The organism is Bradyrhizobium sp. USDA 223 (assembly GCF_044909005.1).
In the GTDB taxonomy this organism is placed as follows: domain Bacteria; phylum Pseudomonadota; class Alphaproteobacteria; order Rhizobiales; family Xanthobacteraceae; genus Bradyrhizobium; species Bradyrhizobium yuanmingense.
On record NZ_JBIYDR010000001.1, the window covers coordinates 5,856,732 to 5,879,362 of the forward strand.

Sequence of the window (22,631 nt, forward strand, 5' to 3'; positions counted from 1 at the left end):
AATCGCTCTAGTGTTGAATTGTTCTAAGAGGAGACGGATGCTGAACAGCAATCATGAATTGCCGGCGCACCGCGCATGACACGCTGCACGCGAAATCGTGGCCCGATATTTCACGATCACGCGATGGCGGGAGCGATCAACTCGTCGAGCTTCCGCTTGAACGCACTGCCGTCCGACAAAGCGCGGAGCGGCGGACGGACGCGCAGCCAACCTGCATCGCCGGTCTGCATCGCGAGGATCGCCTTCAGCGTTGCGACCAGGGAGGGCGTCTTCAGCACGACGTCGATCGCCGCCTGCATGCGCGCCTCGACGTTCTTGCCGTCAACCATAGCCTTGACCAGCTCCGGCGCAATGTTGGCCATGCCGCAGATGGTGCCGGCGCCGCCGGCGGCGATCGCGCGAGTGATATCGGCTTCGTTGCCGACGGTGATAGCGAGCTCGGGCGCGGCGGCACGGAATGCCTGGAACTGCTTGAAGTCGCCGCTGGAGTCCTTCAGACCCGCAACCACTTGGCCGTAGCGCTTGCGCAGGCTTGCGGCGACTGTCGTCGGGATCGCAACGCCCGAGACTTGCGGAATGTGGTAGAGCGAGGCGCGCAGACGATCGTCGGCAACACCGTCGATGATGGCGGCAAAGGCATCCTCGATGCCCTCAGGCGTGACACTCCGATCGAAATAGGGCGGCAGCAGCAACACGTGGCGCAGGCCGAGGCCGAGCACGGCGCGCGTCAGCGCGATACTGTCCGTGATGGCAGGAAAGCCGCCGCCGATTCCGATGCGCTCCGCCGCGACCCCGGCCTTGAGCATCGCTTCGATCGTTGCAATGCGTTCGGCGGCATTGAATGAGGTCCCCTCGCCGGTGGTGCCGAACAGCACGACGCCGTCGACGCCCTTGCTGAACAGCTGCTTGGCGTGAGAGGCGAGCTTGGGGGCGTCCACACTGCCGTCCGTCGCCAGCGGTGTCGCCGACGCCACCCAGAACCCGCGAATCGCCTCGGTCATCACACCACCCTTTGCTGCGGCGCCCGGCCAAGCCGCTGATCTTCAACGATCTTTCGCGCTTGCCGCGGCCTTGTTTTCACTTTAATGTTGCTCTTGTATCTTACATACAACATTGATGCAAATCCTCCGCGCCATGTGCGCGGCAGATCTTGAGGAGGTCTCGCATGGACATGGTGACCCCCACCGGACACCCCGACCAATTGCTCGGCGTGTTGCGCGACAGGCTCGGCACGGCGGCGGTGCTTGTTGGCACCGATGTGCCGGCGCGCAATTGCAACGACGGGAGCGCGAGCCTGCCGCAGACGCCGCGCGCGGTGATCCGCCCCGTCGATGCGCAGGGCGTCGCCGATGCGATTGCGACCTGCCGGCAGGCGCATCTGCCGTTCGTGCCGCAGGGCGGCCTGACCGGCCTGTGCCGCGGCGCTTCGCCTGAAGCTGGCTGGGTCGCGATCTCGCTGGAGCGCATGACGGGCATCGAGGAGATCGATCGCGCCTCGATGACGATGACGGTGAAGGCCGGCACGCCGCTGGAGACGATTCAGAAGGCGGCGGACGAAGCCGGCTTCTTCTTTCCGCTCGATCTCGGCTCGCGCGGCTCCTGCGCGATCGGCGGCAATCTCTCGACCAACGCCGGCGGCAACCGCGTGATCCGTTACGGCATGACGCGCGAGCTGGTGCTTGGTCTCGAAGTGGTGCTGCCGGACGGCACGATCATCACCAGCCTCAACAAGCTGATGAAGAACAATGCAGGCTATGATCTGAAGCATCTGTTCATCGGCTCGGAAGGCACCCTCGGCATCATCACCCGCGTGGTGCTAAAACTGTTCCCGAAGCCGCGCTCGACCATGGCCGCGCTGTGCGCGTTGAAGGATTATGCCGCGGTGATCGCGCTGCTCGACGCGGCGCGCTCAGGGCTCGGCCCGCTGCTGTCCGCCTTCGAGGTGATGTGGCCGGATTATTGGGACGTGATCACGAATCGCGCCGGCGTGAAGCCGCCGGTCGCCCCAAGCCACGGTCTCTACGTGCTGGTGGAAGCGCAGGGCACCGACGAGAGCGTCGATGCGCCGCGCTTCCAGAGCTGGCTCGAGGAGCTGATGGAGCGCGGGCTGCTGGCGGATGCCGCGGTGGCGCAATCGCTGGCGCAGACGCTGAGCTTCTGGCGCGTGCGCGACATCTGCGCCGAGTTCGGCCAGGTGCTGGGGCCGCACATCTCCTACGACATCGGCCTTGCGGTGGCACGGATGGACGAGTTCGTCACACGCTGCAAGGCGGCGCTCGCTGCGGGCATCGAGGGTTGCGAGAGCGTCTATTACGGCCATATCGGCGACGGCAATCTGCATCTCGTCTCCTGGGTCACCGGCCTTTCCGTCGCGCAGCAGCCGAAGGAGGAGATGGACGCGATCATCTACGGTCTGGTCCGCGAGCTCGGCGGCAGCGTCTCCGCCGAGCACGGGATCGGCACCTTGAAGAAGCAATGGCTGGGCCATGCGAGGGGCGAGGCCGAGATCGCGCTGATGCGCACGCTCAAGGCGGCGCTCGACCCCGATCACCTGCTCAATCCCGGGAAGGTGATCTGAACGCACCATGCGATCGCTCAAGCTCGATACGCCGAAATCGCTGTCGCAGCGGGTGATGCTGCGGCTGCGCCAAGCCATCATCGACGGCGAGTTCGCATTAGGCGCTGCCATCTCCGAGGAGATGGTGGCCAATTCCTTCGGCGTCAGCCGCACGCCGGTGCGCGAAGCGATGGGCCAGCTGCAGGCGCAGGGACTCGTGGTGATCCGACCCCAGGTCGGCAGCTTCGTCTTCACGCCGAGTGCGGACGACATCCATGCGCTCTGCACCTTCCGCATTGCGCTCGAGCCCAAGGCCGCCGAGCTCGCCTTCGGCAATGACCGCGACGGCGCGATCGCGTCCATGGGCGCGGCGATCGCGGCGATGGAGCCAGCCGTCGCGGCAAAGGACAACATCGCCTATGGCCGCGCCGACACCGCTTTTCACGAGGCGCTGTTCGCCCATTGCGGCAACCGCTATCTCGCCGAATCCTATCAGCTCGTCTCCGGCCGCGTCGCCGCGCTCCGCACCAATCTGACCTCGCCGATCGACGTGCGCACCCGCACGTCCTTCGACGAGCACCGCAAGCTGCTCGATCTGTTCGCGCGCGGCGAGTTCGCCGCCTTCGAAGGCCTGATGACGACGCACATCACGAATTCGGGAATGGTCTATGCCACGGCGCTGAAGGTGGATTGAGCGCGTTATTGTTTTGAGCATGATCTTTTCGGAAAGCCGCTACGCACTTTTCCGGATCATGCTCTACCGCTCCTCCTTCGATCCCGGCCTGTCCAGAAAATCCAGCGCGGTGTTGATCTGCTCGAGCTGGTGCTCGATTCGGTCGCGATCCTCCACCGATGGCGCCTGTTCGAGCTGTTCCACCAGCTTCTGCTTCCGCATCAGCAAGTTCTCTATGACCGTACCCACGATTCCCCCATCGCCAGAGGCGACGTCACGAGCGCCGAATCGATGGAGGCGCGCGCAACCCGGGCCCGCGTCGAACCCTCCATCTGAATGTTGCTGGGAGCGATTGGTTCCTCCGGCGCCGTGCCGGATCGCACTACTTCTTGGTGATATTCCAGTAGACCGGGACCGCCCCCTTTACGAGGCCGTCAACGTTGCTGCGTACCGCCCGCACCAGATAGAGCTGTGCAGCAGGCCAATACGGCACATAGTCGACGGCGCGGAGCTGGAGGTCGGCTGCGATCTTCTTTTTCTGCTCGGGATCTGTCGCCAACGCGAATTCGTTGCGCAGCTTTTCGATCTGCTCGTCGCAAGGCCAGCCGAACCAGGCCTTGTCGCAGTTTGCGCGCAGCCCAAGGTGGCCGACCGGCTCGAACATGTCGGCGCCCGTCGGTCCCGACATGAACAGCGACCAGCCGCCCTTGTCGACGGTTTCCTTGGACGCGCGGCGTCCAACCAGCGTGCCCCAGTCCATCGCCTGCGGCTCGACCTTGAGGCCGATCTGGCGCATCATCTGCTCGGCGACGAGGCTAAACGTATTCGTCGGTCCGCTCTCGGTCGCGTGCAGCACCACGACCGGCGTACCGTCATAACCGCTGTCGGCGATCAGCTTCTTGGCCTTTTCGATATCGGGCTTGGTCCAGCCGGCAGCCGTGAAATAGGGCGACGAGCACATGTAGAAGCTCGGGCAGCTCTTGTAGAGCTTGGGGTCGCTGACATAGGCTCGCGCGAACTTGTCCTGGTCGATCATGTAGCTGATCGCCTGCCGGACCTTTTGATTGTTGAACGGCGGGGCCGAAATGTTCATGCGGAACACCATCTGCATGCCGAGCGTGTCCTGCGGCATCGTCTTGATGTCGGGATTGCCGGCAAGCGTCGGCAGGAAGTCCGGCGGCACCTCCTCGAAAATGTCGATCTCGCCGGCCTGGAGTGCATTGAGCGCGGTCTGCGCATCCGGGATGTAATGCCATTCGACCCGGTCGACCTTGGCGAGCTTACCGCCGGCAAGGCCGCTCGCCGGCTCCGCGCGCGACTTGTAGGACGGGCTCTTGACGTAAACGACCTTGGAGCCCGGAACCCACTCGTCCTTCTTCATGATGAAAGGACCCGAGCCGGTCGCATCCGTGATGGCGGTGTCCGCCGGCGTCGCAGCGATCCCCTTCGGCATGATGAAGGGCACGTTGGAGCTCGGCTTGGAGAGCGCCTCGATCACCAGCCCCCAAGGACGTTTGAGCTTCAGCTCGAAGGTTTTTTCGTCCTTAACGGTCAGGCTGTCGCTGACGGAGGCAAGCTGTTGCCCAAGGCCGTCACGCTGCCACCAGCGCTTCAGCGAAACGACCGCGTCTTCCGCGGTGACCGGCTGAGCGTTGCTGAAAGTCAGGCCGCCGCGCAGCGTGAAGGAATAGGTGAGTTGATCGCCGCTGACCGCGAAGGACTCCAGCATTTGCGGTTGCGCGACGAGCTTCTCGTCCAGCGAGAACAGCGTGTCGTACACCATATAGCCGTGGTTACGAACCATATAGTCGGACGTGATCACGGGATCGATCTGCTTGAGATCGCCGAAGGGGCGGATCTTGAGCACCGTCTCCGCAACGGCAGGCGATATTGCACCCAGCCAACCTGCCGCCATCATGACCGCAAATATTCCGTTCGGCGATCTCATTTGGTAATCCTCCCGTTTTCTGTTTCTAGGCAACTGCGTCGGGGGCTACTGCCCGGCCCGGACCCGGCGCGTCGAAGCGTGGCAGCGATCCTGCGTGATGACAGGCGACGGCATGGCCGGGCGTGATTTCAGTCATCGCCGGCGCCGCTTGCGCGCAAATGTCCGTCGCGAACGGACAGCGCGTGCGAAAGCGGCATCCGGACGGCAGCGCGGCGGCGCTCGGCACCTCGCCTTCGAGAGCCGCGCGGCGGCGCCGGTTGCGCGGGTGGACCGCAGGCACGGAATCGATCAACGCCCGCGTATACGGATGCACCGGTGCAGCGAACACGGCTTTCGCCGGCCCCTGCTCGACGATGGCGCCGAGATACATCACCGCGACGTCGTCCGCGAGATAGCGCACCACGGCGAGATCATGCGAGATGAACAGATAGGAGATCCCGATCTCGCGCTGCACATCCTTCAGGAGATTCAGGATCTGGGAGCGGATCGACACGTCCAGGGCCGCGACCGCCTCGTCCGCGACGATCAGCGCGGGATCCGCGGCGAGCGCCCGCGCGATGCCGAGGCGCTGCCGCTGTCCGCCCGATAGATGATGCGGCAGACGTGCGCGAAAAAGTTGGGGCAGGCCGACCTGGTCGAACAGACGCGCGACCTTCCGCCGTCGCGACACCGCGTCGCCGATGCCGAAATTCTGCAGGGGCTCTTCGACGATCTCCGCCGCGGTCATGCGCGAGTTGAGGCAGGCGAAGGGATCCTGGAACACCATCTGCACCTGCTGGCGCTTCCTGCGCAGCGTCTCGCCGGAGAGATTGCCGAAGTCCTCGCCATTGATGTGGACGGAGCCGGCCGTCGGCCGCAACAGGCGCACGACCATGCGGCCGATCGTGGTCTTGCCGCAGCCGCTTTCACCAACGAGGCAGAAGGTACGTCCGCGCGCGACGACGAAGCTGACGTCGTCGACGGCGCGAAGATCGCGCCGGCCGAACAATCCGAACGGCCCCTGCCGTGAGGTGAAGATCTGGGTCAGACCTGAGACTTCGAGGACGGCGCTCATGCCGGCACCATCGCGCCGGCCTTGCCCAGCCAGCATGCCGTCAGGTGCTCGTCAGCGCCCGACAACAACGGCGATTCCGAGTGACACACCGGCATCGCCGCGCCGCAGCGCTGGCGAAAGGCGCAGCCCGTGCCGAGCGAGACCGGGCTCGGCACGCTGCCGGGAATCTCGGCGAGACGATCGCGGGTGCCGCTGTTGAGCTGGCCGATCGCCCCAAGCAGGCCGCGCGTATAGGGATGGGCCGCGGCATCGAAGATGCCGTTGACGCCGGCCTGCTCGACGATGCTGCCGGCGTAGAGCACGACGACCCGGTCGGCCATTTCCGCGACGACCCCGAGATCGTGCGTGATCAGGAGCACGGACGTGCCGAACTCGCGACGCAGATCGTCGATCAGGGTCAAGACCTGGGCCTGGATGGTGACGTCGAGCGCGGTGGTCGGCTCGTCGGCGATCAGCAATGCAGGGCGCAGGGCGAGCGCCATCGCGATCATCACGCGCTGCCGCATGCCACCGGAAAGCTGGTGCGGAAATTCGGAGGCCCGCCGCCGCGCATCCGGAATGCGGACGAGATCGAGCAATCCGACCGCCTGCCGCCGCGCGTCCGCCTCGGACACGCCACGATGCTCGACGATGACCTCCGCGATCTGCTCGCCGACCCGCAGGAGCGGATTGAGCGACGTCATCGGCTCCTGAAACACCATGGCGAGACGGTCGCCCCGGAGCTTGCGCAGTTCCTCGGCCCCGAGCGTGACGAGATCGCGCCCCTCGAAGAGGATGCGGCCGGAAGCGACCTGCATGACGCTTCGGTTGAGCAGACCGATGATGGAGAGCGCGGTCAGGCTCTTGCCGCAGCCGCTCTCGCCGACGAGGCACAGCGTTTCACCCGGATCGATCGCAAACGAGACGTTGCGGACGAGCGGCACCGGGGTGCCTCGCGTATTGAGTGTAATGGAGAGGTTCTCGACGGAGAGCAGCGGCGTACTCATCGCATCTCGCCTCCCGCAAAGCTCGGATCGAGCAGGTCGCGAAGCGCATCGCCGAGCAGGTTGGCGGCGAGCACCGTCATCGCCAGCATCAAGGCTGGGAAGCCGAGAATCCACGGCGCGATCTGCAGGAACTGCCGTCCCTCCGACATCATGTTGCCCCAGCTCGGCACGTCGGGCGGCGTGCCCGCACCGAGAAACGACAGGATCGATTCCAGGATCATCGCGGAGGCAAAGACGTAGGTCGACTGCACCATGATCGGCCCGGCAGCGCCGGGCAGGATGTGACGATGCAGGATGGTCACGGTACGCCCGCCGCAAGTGATGGCGGCCTCGACATAGACGCGTTCGCGCAAACTGAGAACGCTGGCGCGCACCACGCGCGCCATGCGGGGAATTTCCGGGAGGCTGATCGCCGTGACGATCACGATGGGCGAAGCGCCAATCAGCGCCACGAGTGCGATCGCGAGCAGGATCGCGGGGATCGCCATCACCGCATCCATCGCGCGCATCACAATCTTGTCGACGCTGCGGAAATAACCGGCGATGACACCGATGCACACGCCGATCAGCGTGGTGAGAACAGCAACGGCAATGCCGACCGACAGCGAAACCCGCGTTCCCACCAGCGCGCGGGCAAACACGGAACGTCCGACTTGATCGGTGCCGAAGGGCTCCGCCAGCGACGGCGGTTGAAGCCGGTTCAGCGGGTCCAGCGCGGCGGGATCCACGGTGATCCACGGGCTCACGACGGCCGTCACGCCAAAGGCGAGCAGCAGAGCGCAACTCAGAGCCAGTATGGGCTGGCGAACCGGCAGGCTCGCGATCTGCGAAAACCGGTTGACACCGATGTCCGGCGCATCGAGCCCTTCTGCTGCGTGGGTCATCGCCATCGGCTCGTCCTGCATCAGTACCGGATCCGCGGATCGACGACAGCGTAGAGAATGTCGACCACGAGATTGACGACGACATAGACGAAGGCGAACAGCAGGATCAGGGCTTGCACCACCGGATAGTCGCGCCGGAGAATGGAGTCTGCGGTCAGCCGGCCGAGGCCGGGAATGGAAAACACGGTCTCGGTAACGACGACGCCGCCAAGCAGCGCGGCAAATCCGATGCCGACGACCGTGATGATCGGGACTGCGGCATTGCTGAGCACGTGCCGTACGATGATTTTGCGGGCCGCGAGCCCCTTGGCATGGGCGGTGCGGACATAATCTTCGCGTAGCACCTCTAGCACCGCAGCGCGCGTCACCCTCGCGATCAAGGCGATATAGAGGAAGCTCAGCGAGATCGCGGGCAGCACGAGCGAATGCAGGCAGGCCAGCACGCCCTGCGACAGCGGCTTATAACCCTGCACCGGAAACCAGTGCAGGCCGAGTGCGAGCGTATAGACCAGCGCGAAAGCGACGACGAAGACCGGCAATGAGAAGCCGAGCACCGCCCCCGCCATGGTCAGGCGCGCGACGAGCCCCCTCGGACGATAGGCGGCGACGAGGCCGAGCGGCACGGCGACGACGACCGCGATCGTGATCGTCATGAGAGAAAGAAGCAGCGTCGGCTCGATCCGCTGCGCGACAAGCTGCGAGACCGGGATGCGGCTGAACAGCGACAGGCCGAAATCGCCGCTCAGGATGCGGCCGGCCCATGCGAGGAAACGCGGCAGCAGCGGCAGATTGAGTCCGAGCGCCTGGCGCACCGCCTCCACCTGTGGCGGCGAGGCGAAGTCACCGGCGATCAGCACGGCGGGATCACCCGGCACGAGGCTGAGCAGCAGAAAGACGAATACCGCGACGGCGAGCAGCACGGGGATGGCCGCGAACAGCCGACCGAGCACGTAGCCGGTCATGCCGAGCGCCTGCAAATGCTGACCGGCGATCGCCGGACGCCATCCAGCCCACGCACCATTGCCTCCCTGGTCCTAGTTAAACGTTTTTCTAATGAAGCACGGAAGCTGGTCTATCGCAACGGTATTTTACTTTTTCTATACGTCTTTTGGCTTGCCTCCAGTCAATCCAAACAATACAAAAACGTTTAACAGGAGAATAGTTGATGTCGGCAGGGCCGTTGCCCACTATCCACGAGGTCGCCCGGCTCGCCGGTGTCTCCGTGGCCACCGTGTCGAAGACGCTCAACCGGTCGGGCAAGGTCAGCGAGCTCCTCCAGGCGCGCGTCAATGCGGCAGCACGCAAGCTCGGCTATGCACCGCATGCCAGCGCCCGCAGCCTGCGCAGCGGCGCCACGCGCATCCTGGGGCTGCTCGTGGCAGACCTCGCCAATCCCTACTTCCTGAAGCTCGTCGAAAGCATCGAGTGGCTGTCGAGCGCGGCAGGCTATTCGGTCATTCTCTGCAACAGTGCCGAAGACCCCGAGCGCGAGGAGCGGCATCTTGCCATGCTGCTGTCGCAGCGCGCCGACGGCGTCATCGTCATCCCGACCCGGCGCGGCTGGAGCGGACGCCAGGCCGCGCTGGCGGACTTGCCGATGCCGGGCATTCTGGTGGACCGACGCATCGAGGGGCTCGACCTCGATTCGGTCACGACCGACAATGTCGCGCTGGGACGGCTCGCGGCCGAACATCTCGACGATCTCGGCCATCGCCGCATCGCCGTGATCATGGGATCGCCCGAGCATCAGATCGCGCGCCACCGCCTCGATGGCCTCAGAAGCGGCCTGGCCTCGCGCGGCACCACCCTCGACGAACGGCTGATCGAGAAGGACAATTTCTCCGAGGCCGCCGGCCATGCCGCCGCAATGCGGCTTCTGCGGCATGCGCAGCGACCGACCGCGATCTTCGCCACCAACAATCATCTTTCGCTTGGACTGCTTCGTGCCATTGCCGAGAGCGGGCTCACCATTCCCGACGACCTCTCCGTCATCGCGGTCGACGAGCCTCCGTGGGCCGGCTTGGTGCGGCCGGGCATGACCATCGTGACGCAGCCATCCGAGGCGATTGCCCAAACCACGGTCTCGACCCTGCTGTCGCGAGTTTCGGAGGGACGTTCCGGCGTCGAGGGAGAGGCGAGATCGATCCAGCTTCAGCCGGCGCTGGTGGTGCGCGGGTCCACCGCCGCGATCCGGACATAGAGATGAGTGATGCGCCCGGCCTTGCGCCTTCCACCGGCATTCTTGCGCTGTCCGCCGTCGACGCCATTGCCGAGATTCGCAAAGGCCATCTGTCGCCGCTCGACGTGGTCGATGCCGCGATCGACAGGATCGAAGCGACGGATGCGGGAATCAACGCGATTCCGGTTCGCTGCTTCGAGGCCGCACGGGGTGAAGCACGGCGGCTTATGGAGAAAAAGGCGGCCGGCGAGGACTGGCCCCTGCTCTGCGGGCTTCCGCTCGCGGTCAAGGACAACACCGATGTCGCAGGCGTGCCGACCAGCGGCGGCAGCGCGCTGACGGCACGCGGCGCCCCCGAGATATCGAATCCCGCGATCGATCGTCTCCAGCGCAATGGCGCCATCGTCGTGGGCAAGAGTAATCTGTCGGAGCTCGGCGGCGCCAACACCACCAACGCGCTGTTCGGCGCGACGCGCAATCCGTTCTTTCCTGCGCTGACCGCGGGCGGCTCCTCCGGCGGATCGGCAGCGGCGCTGGCCGCGCATCAGGTCTATCTCGCCCATGGCAACGATGTCGGCGGCAGCCTGCGCACGCCGGCCGCATTTTGCGGTGTTGCGGGGCTGAGGCCCACACCAGGCCTCGTGCCGAGAAAGCCGCTCTCCGATCCGTTCGACACCGTTTTCGTCGAGGGACCGATGGCGCGGACGATTCCCGATCTTGCCTTGATGCTGGATGCGATGGCCGGCTTCCATCCGCCCGATCTGTTGTCGCGCGAGCATCCCGCATCGTTCCGCAACGCCGCCGCACGACCCGGATGGGCGGGGCGCATAGCGGTGTCCGAGGATCTCGGCTTGCTGCCGGTCGATCACGACATTCGTTCCGCCTTCCGCGGCGCGATCGACCGGCTCCAACCCGCCGGCTGCAGGATGAGCGAGACCGCCCCTGATCTCGCCGGGCTGCCGCGCGTGATCCGCGCGCTACGTGGTCTCGCCTATCTTGCCACCTGGGGCAGACTTTGGCCGCAATCGCGCGCGGCCTTCACGCCCGAGGTGGCAGGCGACATCGCCCATGGTGAAAGCCTCTCCGCAACAGACATCGCGGCCGCGATAGAGCAGCGCGCGGCCATCTACCGGCGCATGCAGGACTTCTTCACCGACATCGACATCCTGATCTGCCCGACCGCGCAGGTCGCGCCCTTTCCGGTCGAGATCATGTGGCCGGCCGAGATCGAGGGGACCGCATCGAAGATCTACATCGACTGGATCATGATCACCTATGTCTGGTCGATCCTCGGCTGCCCTGCGCTGGCGGTGCCCGCCGGCCGCGATGGAGCCGGCATGCCGGTCTCCTTGCAGGTCGTCGGCCCACCGCACAGCGAGGAGCGCCTGATCTCCTTCGCGGCGCGGATCGAGCAGGCGTTTTCCTCGCCATCCTGAGGGAACGGCGATGTCCCGCGGAACCTGATCTTTCACACGCCCGTCGGTTGAATTCATGGCCTCGGAGCCCTATGCGTAGGCGCCATGGACACCCAGATGATCACCGCCGAAAAGCCGCTGATGGCCCAGGCGCGCCCGCGCAAGCCGGCGCCGTTCCTCCCCATGAGCCGCGCCGAGATGAATGCGCTCGGCTGGGACGCCTGCGACATCGTGCTGGTGACCGGGGATGCCTATGTCGACCATCCGAGCTTCGGCATGGCGATCATCGGCCGGCTGCTGGAGGCGCAGGGTTTCCGGGTCGGCATCATCGCGCAGCCGGACTGGCATTCGGCGGAGCCGTTCAGGGCGCTCGGCAAGCCACGAGTGTTCTTCGGCGTCACCGGCGGCAACATGGATTCCATGGTGAACCGCTACACCGCGGATCGACGCATCCGCAGCGACGACGCCTATACGGCGGGCGGCGAAGGCGGCAAGCGGCCGGACCGCTGCACCATCGTCTACGCCCAGCGCTGCCGCGAGGCGTTCAAGGACACCCCGATCGTGCTCGGCGGCATCGAGGCCTCGCTGCGCCGGATCGCACATTACGATTACTGGTCCGACAAGGTGCGCCGCTCCGTACTGGCCGATGCCAAGGCGGACCTGCTGCTCTACGGCAACGCCGAGCGTGCCGTGGTCGAAGTGGCGCACCGGCTCGCCGCTGGCGAAGTGCCGCGCGAGCTCGACGACATCAGGGGCGTGGCGCTGTTCCGCAAGGTCCCCGACGATTACACCGAGCTGCACGCCGACGATCTCGAGTCCGCCGACGAGGGCGCATCGCGCCAGAAAGGCGCGATCGTGATCCGCCTGCCGGCGCTGGAACAGGTCGAGCAGGACAAGGAAGCTTATGCGCGCGCCTCGCGCGTGCTGCACCGGGAGAGCAATCCCGGAAATGCAAGGCCGCTGGTGCAGCGTCATGGCGACCGCGATCTCTGGCTCAACCCGCCGCCGATCCCGCTCACCACGGAAGAGATGGACGCGGTCTACGACCTGCCATATGCGCGTGCGCCGCATCCCTCCTATGGCGACGCCAGGATCCCCGCCTGGGAAATGATAAAATTCTCGGTGACGATCATGCGCGGCTGCTTCGGCGGCTGCACCTTCTGCTCGATCACCGAGCACGAGGGCCGCATCATCCAGAACCGCTCCGAGGGCTCGATCCTGCGCGAGATCGAACGCATCCGCGACAAGACGCCGGGCTTCACCGGCGTCATCTCCGACATCGGCGGCCCCACCGCCAACATGTACCGGATGGCGTGCAAGGACCCGAAGGTCGAGGCGGCATGCCGCCGTCCCTCCTGCGTCTTCCCCGAGATCTGCCCGAACCTCAACACCTCGCATGACGATCTGATCCGGCTCTATCGCAAGGTGCGCGAGACCAAGGGTATCAAGAAGGTGATGGTCGCCTCCGGCGTGCGCTACGACCTCGCGGTGGAGAGTCCCGAATACATCAAGGAGCTCGTCACCCATCACGTCGGCGGTTACCTGAAGATCGCCCCCGAACATACCGAGCGCGGCCCGCTCGACAAGATGATGAAGCCGGGCATCGGCGCCTACAACAAGTTCAAGCGCATGTTCGACGAGGCGGCCGAACGCGCCGGCAAGAAATATTACCTGATCCCCTACTTCATCGCGGCGCATCCGGGCACGACCGACGAGGACATGATGAACCTCGCGCTGTGGCTGAAAAAGAACCGCTACCGCGCCGACCAGGTGCAGACCTTCCTGCCCTCGCCGATGGCGACCGCGACCGCGATGTACCACACCGGCGTCAACCCCTTGCGCGGCGTGCGCCACGGCGGCAGCGACAAGGTCGAGGCGATCAAGGGGCTGCGTCAGCGCCGGCTGCACAAGGCCTTCCTGCGCTATCATGACCCCGACAATTGGCCGCTGCTGCGCGAGGCCCTGATCGAGATGGGCCGCCGCGACCTGATCGGCTCGCAGCCGCATCAGCTCGTGCCTGCGCACCAGCCTCCCGGCACCGGCAAGGCCGCCGGCACCAGGCGGCCAATGCGGCCCGGCGGCAAGACGCAGCGGTTCACGACCAAGGGCCTGCGGGTGATGAAGTAGCGGGCGTAAGCCGGATCTGGCACGGTTTGGTCTGGCGTCTTCGCGTCGGCAAAACGGAAGCTCGAAAACAACCCCATGCACAGTAGCCGGGGGTAGCAAGATCAACGGCTTACGAGCGCGATGAGATCGGCGCGAACATCGACCGCAAATCGAGGCATGATCGGCCCGGGGAAACGGTCAATTTCCGTTTTTGCGAATTGGCTTGATCGTCGGGCAAAACAGGCGTAAGATGCCACCATCGCGGAACGTGGATGAGACGAACCCGTCCTGCTGCTCCGTATCGATAGCTTGAGTTCACCGCGCCGCGCCCGAATTTCACCGGCTTGGCTTGCAGGTTCGCGACGAGCGCCGAAACTCCGCGCTCGGTCTTGTTCTTCTTCATGCGTTTCATCGCCGAAGCAAGCTCCGCGTAACAAAGCCATTAATTAGAAGCGCTCTAACAACTGATCCAAGGCGCGATCGAATCACCGCTGCAAGAATCGAACGCACCAAAGAAGCCGATGCGCGGTTGCCGCTTGCGCAATCGTACTCGTGACAAATCGTCGCGATGATTGCGCAAACGCTGCTGCTGCGCACCAGACTGTAGAAGTTCTAATTTCGCTGCGTTGCTTCTGATGTTTCGAGCCCCTAGCAGACGATCTGCTGAGTAATTGGGGGCGTTGGTGAGTAACATTCAGAACTACAAGAGCCGCCTGCTTGTCGGAGCGGCCGTCGGTACGTTTTCGCTCTGTCTGACGGGCGCCGCGGTGACGGAGAGCAGCGCGCAGAGTTCCGCACCGCAAGCGTTGCCGGCGGTGACGGTCGACGCGACTCAACAGCGCGCGCGCGTCACGCGCAACGCGCAGCCGCGCGGAAGCGTCCAGCGCGCTGCACGCGATGCGCGGAGGCCAGCCGAACAAGCTCCGTCGAATGTTCCGGTCACCACGATGGGAAGCACGCGGACGCTCGGCGCTCCAGCCCCTGCCTATGCCGGAGGTCAGGTTGCGCAGGGTGGAACCCTTGGCCTGCTGGGCAACGTGAGCGTCATGAATACCCCGTTCAGTGTGGTCAACTACACCTCGCAATTGATCGAGGACCAACAGGCACGGACGGCGGCGGATACGCTGATCAACGACTCGTCGGTTCGTGTCACCACCGGGCCCAACGGGTTCGACGACACGTTCCAGATTCGCGGTTTCCCCGTTGCCGCGACAGACGTCGGCTTGAATGGACTTTACGGTCTGGTGTCCTCCAGTCGCGTTCCCGCCCAGATCATCGAGCGCATCGAGTTGCTCAAGGGGCCCGGGGCACTCATCAACGGCATCGCTCCTGGCGGTACGGTCGGCGGCGCCATCAACATCCTCACCAAGCGCGCCGGGGAAATCCCCTTCACGCGTGTGACGCCGTTCTTCATGAGCGCCGGCCATTATGGCCTTCACGTCGAGACCAGTCAGTGCTATGGCGAGAACAAGGAGTGGGGCGTCCGCTTCAACGGCGTCGGCCGCAACGGCGAAGCCACGATCGACAATGGCAATTGGAGGAGTGGTCTCGGCGCGCTGGGTGTCGATTATCGCGGCGAGCGCCTGCGCTGGACCGTCGATGCGATCTCGCAGAACGACGATACCGAGAACTTCCGTCCGCAGATTGGCATTCGAACGACGGTACCGTTCATTCCGGCTCCACCGGACCCGCGCAGCACCTGGTATCCAGGCACATTGCTGAAGCAGCGGGACAATACCATTGCCACGGCGCTCGAGTATGACCTGTCCCAGTCGATCACGGCGTATGCAGGCATCGGTTACCGCGACGGCGAGATCTATCAGACATTCCCCGACTCCCGCGTCACCGGTTTCCCGAGCGGTGCGGACGCCTTCGGTAATTTCCGGCTGATCAACGCCTACTACGATTCCTACAGCAAGACGACGAGCGGCAATGCCGGCATTCGGTCGCGCTTCGATGTGGGTCCGGTCACGCACAGGGTGAACTTCGCCTTTACCGGCTACTACCAGGAAAACGGCAACGCCTACGTGGCCAACACTCCGGCACAGTCGGTACCCTCGAACATCTACAATCCGGCCCCGCTGCCGGTGGTCACCGGCGCGCGTCTTCCGCCCCGGCTGGCCAACGAGATCCTGCTGCGCAGCTTTGCGCTCGCGGACACGATGTCGGTGCTGGATGAGAGGGTCCTGCTCACGCTCGGTGCCCGCCATCAGCGTGTGGAGCAGGATGCCTTCAGCACCACGACGGGCCTCAAGATGAGCGACTATGGCGCGGAGGCCGTGACGCCTCTGGCCGGTCTCGTCGTCAAGCCGCTGCAGAACGTGTCGCTCTACGCGAACTACGCCGAAGGGCTCAGCCAAGGTGTCATCGTTCCCGCCGGCTTTGCAAATACCGGGTCGATCCTGGCGCCCTACAAGTCCAAGCAGCAGGAAGCCGGCGTCAAGGTGGACTGGGGCACCATCACCACGACGGCAGCGGTGTTCCAGATTGCACGGCCGAGCCTGGTCACCACTGCCGGGAACGCCCGCGCCTACGACGGCGAACAGCGCAACCGCGGCCTCGAACTCTCGGCTTATGGTCTTCTGCTGCCCGGCCTGCGCGGCATGGCGGGCGTTACGTTCCTGCGTCCGGAGCTGACCAATCCGGCCACGGCCTCGGAGCGCGGCAACGATGCCGCCGGTGTTCCGAACGTGACATTCTCGGGTGCCCTCGACTGGGATGCACCGTGGGTGACAGGCCTTTCGTTCAACGGGCGCGTGATCCACACGGGCGGCTCCTACCTGACGAATGCCAACCTGGAGTGGCAGCGCTTCCCCAGCTGGACTCGCTATGACATCGGTGCGCGTTACGCGACCGTCCTTAACGGCCGTCCGGTGACGTTCCGTGCCAATGTCGAAAACCTGTTCGACAAGCGATACTGGCTGACCAGCGGCGGTTTCCAAACCGTTGGCGCCGGCCGCACCTTCCTGCTGTCGGCGGCGTTCGATCTCTGATCGAACATCCCCGATGGCCGCAGCAAGGTCATTCGCGATGGATGATCTCCAGCTGTGCCGAGCGTCTTAACATCGTCGGATCGCCGGGGCCTCGCGCGCCGGCGATTTCACGTCACATACGGATTGTGTTTCGAGGAGTCTGTCATGATCAGGAGTTTTGCCGTCGTGATTTCCCTGCTTGCCGCAGTCTTGCCGGCGCAGGCGCACCAGATCTGGATCGAGCAGGCCGACGGCCAGAACGCGATCGTTCGCTTCGGCGAATTCGGCGAGAACCTTCGCGAGGTCTCGCCGGGCCTTCTGGACAAGCTCGGCAAGGTGACGGGCACGCTGATCTCGGCCAAGGGTGAGTCCAAGGGTGAGCAGAAGTCCGATGCGACCAAGAGCGGTGACGGCTTCAGGCTGCCGTTCTCGGCCGCCGCAGGCGACACCATCGTGGCGGAGGACGCCAGCTATCCGCTCTACGTCCGGAAACAGCCGGGCAAGGACGTCAACAATTGGTTCTATCCGGCGGCCCGCTACATCACCAGCTTTGCCGCGCAGCAGCCGAAACTGGTGTTCGATCTCGTGCCGACCGGCCAAGAAGGCCAGTTCAAGCTCGTCTTCAAGGACCAGCCCAAGGCCAAGACCAAGGTCACGCTGGTGACGGAGTCGGGCTGGCAGAAGGACGCCCACACCGACGAGCAGGGCCACGTGACGTTCGATATGCCGTGGAAGGGCGTCTATGTGGTCGAGGTCAGCTTCAACGACCACAATGGCGGCGAACGCGCCGGGACGAACGGCACCGAAAAGTACGATGCGGTAAGCTATTCCACGACCGTCACCTTCGTGAACGCCAAAGGCCTGGCGCCGATTCCGGCCGGGCCACCGGCAACACCCGCTAAATGAACGCGCTGATCCGACAGGTCTGGGCGACGGGGCCGCTGATTTCCCGCATCATTGCGGCGGTGTTCGGCGGCTATGCATTGGCAGCGCTTGCGAGCGTGGCTGTGCTGGCATTGCCCATGAGCAAGCCGCAGGCGGTGCTCACGGGCATGCTGGCCAGCTTTGCCATTTACGCAGCTGCCGTGATCTGGGTCTTTGCCGTACGCAGTGCGTGGAAGTCATGGGCGGGCTTGATCGTCGCGGCCGCGGTGCTGACACCGCTGGCCTGGTCCGTTGGCTGAGGGCCGGCGCGTGAAAGCCGACAAGGAGACACAGAGGGCGGGCCGCGGTATCCGCCAAAGCATGTCCGGTCTGCACACCTGGGCGGGGCTGCTGCTCGGCTGGGTGCTCTACGCCATGTTCCTCACGGGCACGGTGTCCTACTTCAAGGACGAGCTTTCGCAATGGACGCGGCCGGAATTGGCGCGACTGTCGCAAGTTCCTGATCAGGCCGCAGTGGCGCAGCGGATCGCCGATGAACTCGGCAACGTTGCCGCCGGAAGTTCGCAGTGGAGCATCCGACTGCCGGACGGCCGCAACAACAGCGTCTATGCGTTCTGGCGGACGCGTGGCCAGGGCCAGCGCGCGTTCGGCGAAGCCAATTTCGACCCAGCGACGGGTCACAAAATCTCCTCGCGTGAGACGCTGGGCGGCGAGTTCTTCTTCCGCTTCCACTTCCAGCTTCACTACATGCCCGTGGTGTGGGGACGATGGATCGCCGGCATCGCCGCGATGTTCATGCTCGTCGCCATCATCAGCGGCGTCATCACCCACAAGAAGATCTTCGTCGATTTCTTCACCTTCCGCTGGAGCAAAGGCCAGCGCTCGTGGCTGGAGGCTCACAACGCGCTGTCGGTCTTCGGATTGCCGTTCCATTTCATGATCACCTACACCGGCCTCGTGACGCTGATGGCGCTCTATATGCCATGGGGCGAGAACGCGGCCTTCAAGACGCCGGCCGAGCGCCAGCAGATGACGAGCGAGCTCAGCGTCTTTATTCAGCCCGGCAAGCCCAGCGGACAAAGCGCTCCTCTGGCATCGGTCGAAGACATGGTGCGGCAGGCGCAGGAGCGCTGGGGCAAGGGCAATGTCGGACGCGTGACCTTCGTTCATCCCGGCGACGCGGCCGCACGTGTGGCGGTGGCACGCGGAGAGGCTGGCCGTGTTTCGATGAGCCCGCAATATATGGAGTTCGAAGGCACCACCGGCAAACTGCTGAACGTCCGCGACAGCGTCGGCGCCGCCGCCGAAACCCGGGGTGTACTCTATGCGCTCCATCTCGGGCGCTTCAGCGACACCCAAACGCGATGGCTGTATTTTCTCGTCAGCTTCATGGGCACGGCCATGGTGGGCACTGGCCTCGTGATGTGGACCGTCAAGCGGCGCAGCCGGCTGCGCGATCCGGAGCGCCCGCATTTCGGCTTCCGTCTCGTCGAGCGCCTGAACATCGCGAGCATTGCCGGCCTGTCGATCGCGATGACGGCGTTCCTGTGGGCCAACCGCCTTCTGCCGCACCCGATGGAAGCCCGCGCCGACTGGGAGATCCATGCATTCTTCGCGGTCTGGGCTCTGACGCTGCTCCACGCCCTGCTGCGTCCGGCCAAGGCGGCCTGGATCGAGCAATTATGGACGGCGGCTGCGCTGCTCTTCCTGTTGCCCGTCCTCAACGCGCTGACGACGCAGCGGCCGCTGTGGCACAGCCTGGCGCAAGGCGACTGGGTGTTCGCCGGCATCGACGTGACGTGCTGGGCACTCGCACTGCTCCATGTTGTTCTGGCTGTTCGCACTGCCCGGAACCGATCCATCGTGCAATCGAGGCGCATGCAGCAGGTGCCGGTCGCCATTGCTTCCAGCGGTGCGGCGGAATGATCCATCTGCTTGCCCTTGGGCTGTGTCTGGCGGGCTTTGCTGCGCTGGCTTTCGCCACGCACCGCCAGCAGCGCGATATTTTCGGCACAGCGCTGCCGCGGGTGACGACCTATGGACTTCGGGCCGTCGGTGCAGGGGTGCTGCTGCTGGCGCTCGGCATCCTCGTGGCCGCAAAGAGCTGGAGCATGGGCCTCGTGATGTTCAGCGGTCACACCACGATGGCTGCCGCCATCGTGTTTTGTGCGCTGATCGGGTGGGGGAGACTGGCTGCACGCACGCCGCGACGTGGACGGAATGATGCTCGCGTCCGCTCCGTCACTCGACGTTGAAGGTATTCGTTTCGTGACCCAGCTGGCCAGAAACGGTCGTGGATGCGGCAAATAGATGGTCGTGACTTTGTCTGCTTCTGGTCCAGAACCGGACATCGACCTGAGCGGGATGTCTACATCGAACGACAAACACTGCACCCTCGGCTAAATTATCATCCCTTACCGGCACTTCAGGTCGTGATATTGAGACCACGGGCGCCGTGAGGCGGCGACTGTTTGAAAGGAAAGTTATGTATAGTCCTTCTCAACAACTCATTCACCTGGGCCTTGGCTTCATGGTCTCCCAAGCCTTGCGCGTTGCGACAGATCTTAACGTTGCGGATCGCTTGGTCGCCGGAGAGCGGAGCGTCGACGATCTGGCGGAGGAAACGCATTGTCACTGCGATGCGCTCTATAGGATTATGCGGCTTCTCGCCGCCGAGGGGGTCTTTAGCGAAACCTCGGCCCGCCGTTTCCAACTCACCGAATTGGGCGCAGCCTTGCTTTCCGACGCACCCTCAAGTCCCCGCGACCTGATCCGAATGATGAACAGGGAGCCGTATCTCGCCTTCGCCCAGCTCACTCATTCAGTGCAAACGGGTTTGCCGACGTTCGAAACCGTATTTGGAAAGCCCAGGTTCGATTGGCTGGCGGACCATCCGGACGCGGCCTCGCTATTCCAGCAGGCGATGATCGCGCTTAGCCAAGGCGCCAATGAAGCTGTAGCAGAGGCGTGTGATTTTGGTGCGTTTTCTCAGATTGTCGATGTCGGCGGCGGCCATGGACAGCTGCTTTCGGAGATCCTAAAGAGACACCCTCACCTTTCCGGCATATTGTTTGACCTACCGGCCGGGGTTGAGGCAGCGCGGGCTAATGCGGCAAGTTTCCCGCCACAGACCTCGTTCGTGGCCGGCAATTTCTTCAACGCCGTTCCAGCCGGTGCGGACGTCTATATCATGAAAAAGGTCATTCACGATTGGAATGACGAGCAAGCGGTACGCATCCTGCGCAATTGCCGAGAGGTAATGAAACCCCACGGACGAGTTTTAATTGCGGAGACTATTATTCCCCCAGGAAACGAACGAAATACGATCAAGCTAATCGATGCGACCATGCTTGTCGTTACGGGGGGCGTCGAGCGAACCGAGAGCGAATTTGCCGCTTTGCTTGCCGCCGCAGGTCTGCGGCTTGAGCGGGTCATTTCGACCGCCCGGGCGATCTCAGTTCTTGAGGCAAGCCGAGCCTGAAGTCTTCGAGAAAGCATCGGGTCATACATGCGCAACGAACCTTTAGATCGTCGAAAGGAGGGGATTTGCCATCGGCGGCGTTGGAGCGGATGAGCTGGCCGGTGCCAGCCGGACCGGAACCCTTTCAATAGTATTTTCTTGAACAGATGGATCGAGGCTCGATCGTCGGTGGTATCCGACAAAAAATGAGCTCCGTAGACGTCGTTGTTCCCTGCTTCAGGTATGGGCACTTCCTGCGAGAGTGCGTCGAGAGCGTTTTGACGCAATCCGGTCCCGAATTGCGCGTGCTCATCATCGATGATGCGTCACCTGACAATACCGCGGAAGTTGCGCAAGAGTTACGGTGCTCCGATCCCCGCGTCGATTACCGCAGGCACATCTCGAATCAAGGTCTCATCGCGACCGCCAACGAAGGCATTGCCTGGGCGAGCGCCGACTATATGCTTCTGCTGTCTGCGGACGACTACCTGCTGCCCGGTGCCCTGTCGAGATCGGTCGATCTGATGGACAATCACCCTTCTGTCGCTTTCACCTTCGGAGGCGCGGTTGTTCTAGACCAGCGCGGGGATCATCCATTCTACAGAAGCTATTATGGAACGGAAGTGGATCTCCGAACGCGCATCTTGTCCGGACTCGAGTTCATCACTCTTAGTCGTGCACAATGTATTGTGGTGTCACCGACCGTCGTGGTTCGCACGAGCCTGCAGAAAAAACTGGGCGGGTATCTAGCAGACTTGCCCTACGCCTCCGACATGGAAATGTGGATGCGGCTCGCCGCACATGGCGACGTCGGATTCATTGGTGCGGACCAGGCCGTGTATCGATACCACTCAGTCAACATGTCGAGTGAACCTTCACCGGAGCTAAACCTGCTCCAACGCAAGGCGGCTATCGAACATTTCCTGAATGGCGGCGCCGCGATGCTGACAAACGATCTCAGGAACTGGTTGACCCGCCAATTGGCACTTGACGCGATCGTCCGCGCAAGCATTGCCTTCAACGAAGGAGCGATAGACACCTCAGCACGCCTTGCCGAACTTGCGTTGAGTATTGACCCAAGCGTTCAACATTCACGTCGTTGGTGGTTTCTTGCCTGCAAGAAGATTCTTGGATTGCGAGGATGGCAGCTGGTGCGGCCTTCAGTTGAGTTGTTCAGATCCATCTTCCGGAACGAGCGGCGCTGAGTAGCCGAGCTCGCCGCGAGGCATAGGCTGCCCGCTAAAACCACTGGCGTATCATTTTCGCTTCTGGCCCGTAGCCGAAGGTTCCGGTGGCTGTCGGCGCGTCGGTTGCGGGGTGTAGAGCGGAAGCCGCTGAGATCGGATCCCATTGGCAGCATATGCGCCCATCCTCCGCCAGGAGCCGCTTGTGGCCCAAGAGGGACATATCGGGTTGCGAAGCAGAATGCCTGCTCTCGTTCACCACATTTAAACCTTAAGATTGTACGAAGAGTGCTCACCCACAGGTCGCAGGAACATGCGAACAGCCTTC

20 protein-coding genes are annotated in these 22,631 nt (G+C 63.8%); 12 read left to right on the forward strand and 8 right to left on the reverse strand.

Translation table 11 applies throughout. From position 1 onward, the window contains the following. Positions 1-116: 116 nt before the first annotated feature. Positions 117-1,001, reverse strand: a complete 885-nt coding sequence (locus tag ABIA40_RS27295; RefSeq protein WP_404544221.1) for a dihydrodipicolinate synthase family protein — start codon at positions 999-1,001, stop codon at positions 117-119. Positions 1,002-1,165: 164 nt separating this feature from the next. On the opposite strand from ABIA40_RS27295, the gene ABIA40_RS27300 reads away from it, so the two are divergent. Beyond that, positions 1,166-2,578, forward strand: coding sequence for an FAD-binding oxidoreductase (locus ABIA40_RS27300; RefSeq protein WP_404544223.1), 1,413 nt, complete (start codon positions 1,166-1,168; stop codon positions 2,576-2,578). Between the two features lie 7 nt (positions 2,579-2,585). After that, the gene (locus ABIA40_RS27305) at positions 2,586-3,251 is read left to right on the forward strand and encodes a GntR family transcriptional regulator (protein WP_271539358.1); all 666 of its coding nucleotides are present in this window, start codon (positions 2,586-2,588) and stop codon (positions 3,249-3,251) included. Between the two features lie 63 nt (positions 3,252-3,314). On the opposite strand, the gene ABIA40_RS27310 is transcribed toward ABIA40_RS27305, so the two are convergent. From ABIA40_RS27310 to ABIA40_RS27335, 6 genes are all read right to left on the reverse strand, one after another. Then, on the reverse strand, positions 3,315-3,452 hold the full coding sequence (locus ABIA40_RS27310; protein WP_162130853.1) for a hypothetical protein: 138 nt from the start codon (positions 3,450-3,452) through the stop codon (positions 3,315-3,317). Positions 3,453-3,612: 160 nt separating this feature from the next. After that, positions 3,613-5,178, reverse strand: a complete 1,566-nt coding sequence (locus ABIA40_RS27315; RefSeq protein ID WP_271539361.1) for an ABC transporter substrate-binding protein — start codon at positions 5,176-5,178, stop codon at positions 3,613-3,615. Positions 5,179-5,203: 25 nt separating this feature from the next. Further along, on the reverse strand, positions 5,204-6,232 hold the full coding sequence (locus ABIA40_RS27320; RefSeq protein WP_404544226.1) for an ABC transporter ATP-binding protein: 1,029 nt from the start codon (positions 6,230-6,232) through the stop codon (positions 5,204-5,206). Beyond that, the gene (locus ABIA40_RS27325; RefSeq protein ID WP_404544228.1) at positions 6,229-7,218 is read right to left on the reverse strand and encodes an ABC transporter ATP-binding protein; all 990 of its coding nucleotides are present in this window, start codon (positions 7,216-7,218) and stop codon (positions 6,229-6,231) included. Before ABIA40_RS27325 ends, ABIA40_RS27320 begins: the two co-directional genes overlap by 4 nt. Further along, positions 7,215-8,102, reverse strand: coding sequence for an ABC transporter permease (locus tag ABIA40_RS27330; protein WP_157283473.1), 888 nt, complete (start codon positions 8,100-8,102; stop codon positions 7,215-7,217). Before ABIA40_RS27330 ends, ABIA40_RS27325 begins: the two co-directional genes overlap by 4 nt. A 20-nt stretch (positions 8,103-8,122) precedes the next feature. Further along, positions 8,123-9,064: an ABC transporter permease gene (locus tag ABIA40_RS27335; protein ID WP_404544231.1), complete on the reverse strand. Its 942-nt coding sequence runs from the start codon at positions 9,062-9,064 to the stop codon at positions 8,123-8,125. Positions 9,065-9,267: 203 nt separating this feature from the next. Here ABIA40_RS27335 and ABIA40_RS27340 point away from each other — a divergent pair, with 203 nt between their 5' ends. From ABIA40_RS27340 to ABIA40_RS27350, 3 genes are all read left to right on the forward strand, one after another. Continuing rightward, on the forward strand, positions 9,268-10,302 hold the full coding sequence (locus ABIA40_RS27340; RefSeq protein ID WP_404544234.1) for a LacI family DNA-binding transcriptional regulator: 1,035 nt from the start codon (positions 9,268-9,270) through the stop codon (positions 10,300-10,302). A 2-nt stretch (positions 10,303-10,304) separates the two neighbouring features. Further along, positions 10,305-11,717: an amidase gene (locus ABIA40_RS27345; protein WP_404544236.1), complete on the forward strand. Its 1,413-nt coding sequence runs from the start codon at positions 10,305-10,307 to the stop codon at positions 11,715-11,717. A gap of 84 nt (positions 11,718-11,801) precedes the next feature. Then, entirely contained in the window at positions 11,802-13,823 is a 2,022-nt protein-coding gene (locus ABIA40_RS27350; RefSeq protein WP_404544239.1) for a YgiQ family radical SAM protein, read from the forward strand. Positions 13,824-13,932: 109 nt separating this feature from the next. Here the strand turns inward: ABIA40_RS27350 and ABIA40_RS27355 are convergent, their stop codons facing one another. Continuing rightward, entirely contained in the window at positions 13,933-14,205 is a 273-nt protein-coding gene (locus ABIA40_RS27355) for a hypothetical protein (protein ID WP_404544241.1), read from the reverse strand. A gap of 280 nt (positions 14,206-14,485) precedes the next feature. Between ABIA40_RS27355 and ABIA40_RS27360 the strand changes: the two genes are divergently transcribed. From ABIA40_RS27360 to ABIA40_RS27390, 7 genes are all read left to right on the forward strand, one after another. Next, positions 14,486-16,795, forward strand: coding sequence for a TonB-dependent receptor (locus ABIA40_RS27360; RefSeq protein ID WP_404546363.1), 2,310 nt, complete (start codon positions 14,486-14,488; stop codon positions 16,793-16,795). 144 nt (positions 16,796-16,939) lie between these two features. Further along, positions 16,940-17,680 carry a cobalt ABC transporter substrate-binding protein gene (locus tag ABIA40_RS27365; protein ID WP_404544244.1) on the forward strand — a complete coding sequence of 247 codons (741 nt, stop codon included), beginning with the start codon at positions 16,940-16,942 and terminating at the stop codon, positions 17,678-17,680. Continuing rightward, positions 17,677-17,958: a DUF3649 domain-containing protein gene (locus ABIA40_RS27370; protein WP_157283323.1), complete on the forward strand. Its 282-nt coding sequence runs from the start codon at positions 17,677-17,679 to the stop codon at positions 17,956-17,958. Before ABIA40_RS27365 ends, ABIA40_RS27370 begins: the two co-directional genes overlap by 4 nt. 61 nt (positions 17,959-18,019) lie before the next feature. Then, positions 18,020-19,585 carry a PepSY-associated TM helix domain-containing protein gene (locus ABIA40_RS27375; RefSeq protein ID WP_404544246.1) on the forward strand — a complete coding sequence of 522 codons (1,566 nt, stop codon included), beginning with the start codon at positions 18,020-18,022 and terminating at the stop codon, positions 19,583-19,585. Further along, on the forward strand, positions 19,582-19,914 hold the full coding sequence (locus ABIA40_RS27380) for a DUF3325 family protein (RefSeq protein ID WP_157283325.1): 333 nt from the start codon (positions 19,582-19,584) through the stop codon (positions 19,912-19,914). Before ABIA40_RS27375 ends, ABIA40_RS27380 begins: the two co-directional genes overlap by 4 nt. Before the next feature lie 230 nt (positions 19,915-20,144). Beyond that, positions 20,145-21,140 (forward strand): methyltransferase, encoded by a 996-nt coding sequence (locus tag ABIA40_RS27385; protein WP_404544248.1) that lies wholly within the window; start codon positions 20,145-20,147, stop codon positions 21,138-21,140. 185 nt (positions 21,141-21,325) lie between these two features. After that, positions 21,326-22,324: a glycosyltransferase gene (locus ABIA40_RS27390; protein WP_404544251.1), complete on the forward strand. Its 999-nt coding sequence runs from the start codon at positions 21,326-21,328 to the stop codon at positions 22,322-22,324. Positions 22,325-22,631 lie beyond the last annotated feature (307 nt).

Bases quoted from the DNA above. Each gene is read 5' to 3' on its own strand.
- ABIA40_RS27295 (WP_404544221.1), bottom strand. From the start codon at position 1,001: ATGACCGAGGCGATTCGCGGGTTCTGGGTGGCGTCGGCGACACCGCTG.
- ABIA40_RS27300 (WP_404544223.1), top strand. From the start codon at position 1,166: ATGGACATGGTGACCCCCACCGGACACCCCGACCAATTGCTCGGCGTG.
- ABIA40_RS27305 (WP_271539358.1), top strand. From the start codon at position 2,586: ATGCGATCGCTCAAGCTCGATACGCCGAAATCGCTGTCGCAGCGGGTG.
- ABIA40_RS27310 (WP_162130853.1), bottom strand. From the start codon at position 3,452: ATGCGGAAGCAGAAGCTGGTGGAACAGCTCGAACAGGCGCCATCGGTG.
- ABIA40_RS27315 (WP_271539361.1), bottom strand. From the start codon at position 5,178: ATGAGATCGCCGAACGGAATATTTGCGGTCATGATGGCGGCAGGTTGG.
- ABIA40_RS27320 (WP_404544226.1), bottom strand. From the start codon at position 6,232: ATGAGCGCCGTCCTCGAAGTCTCAGGTCTGACCCAGATCTTCACCTCA.
- ABIA40_RS27325 (WP_404544228.1), bottom strand. From the start codon at position 7,218: ATGAGTACGCCGCTGCTCTCCGTCGAGAACCTCTCCATTACACTCAAT.
- ABIA40_RS27330 (WP_157283473.1), bottom strand. From the start codon at position 8,102: ATGACCCACGCAGCAGAAGGGCTCGATGCGCCGGACATCGGTGTCAAC.
- ABIA40_RS27335 (WP_404544231.1), bottom strand. From the start codon at position 9,064: ATGACCGGCTACGTGCTCGGTCGGCTGTTCGCGGCCATCCCCGTGCTG.
- ABIA40_RS27340 (WP_404544234.1), top strand. From the start codon at position 9,268: ATGTCGGCAGGGCCGTTGCCCACTATCCACGAGGTCGCCCGGCTCGCC.
- ABIA40_RS27345 (WP_404544236.1), top strand. From the start codon at position 10,305: ATGAGTGATGCGCCCGGCCTTGCGCCTTCCACCGGCATTCTTGCGCTG.
- ABIA40_RS27350 (WP_404544239.1), top strand. From the start codon at position 11,802: ATGGACACCCAGATGATCACCGCCGAAAAGCCGCTGATGGCCCAGGCG.
- ABIA40_RS27355 (WP_404544241.1), bottom strand. From the start codon at position 14,205: ATGAAGAAGAACAAGACCGAGCGCGGAGTTTCGGCGCTCGTCGCGAAC.
- ABIA40_RS27365 (WP_404544244.1), top strand. From the start codon at position 16,940: ATGATCAGGAGTTTTGCCGTCGTGATTTCCCTGCTTGCCGCAGTCTTG.
- ABIA40_RS27370 (WP_157283323.1), top strand. From the start codon at position 17,677: ATGAACGCGCTGATCCGACAGGTCTGGGCGACGGGGCCGCTGATTTCC.
- ABIA40_RS27375 (WP_404544246.1), top strand. From the start codon at position 18,020: ATGTCCGGTCTGCACACCTGGGCGGGGCTGCTGCTCGGCTGGGTGCTC.
- ABIA40_RS27380 (WP_157283325.1), top strand. From the start codon at position 19,582: ATGATCCATCTGCTTGCCCTTGGGCTGTGTCTGGCGGGCTTTGCTGCG.
- ABIA40_RS27385 (WP_404544248.1), top strand. From the start codon at position 20,145: ATGTATAGTCCTTCTCAACAACTCATTCACCTGGGCCTTGGCTTCATG.
- ABIA40_RS27390 (WP_404544251.1), top strand. From the start codon at position 21,326: ATGAGCTCCGTAGACGTCGTTGTTCCCTGCTTCAGGTATGGGCACTTC.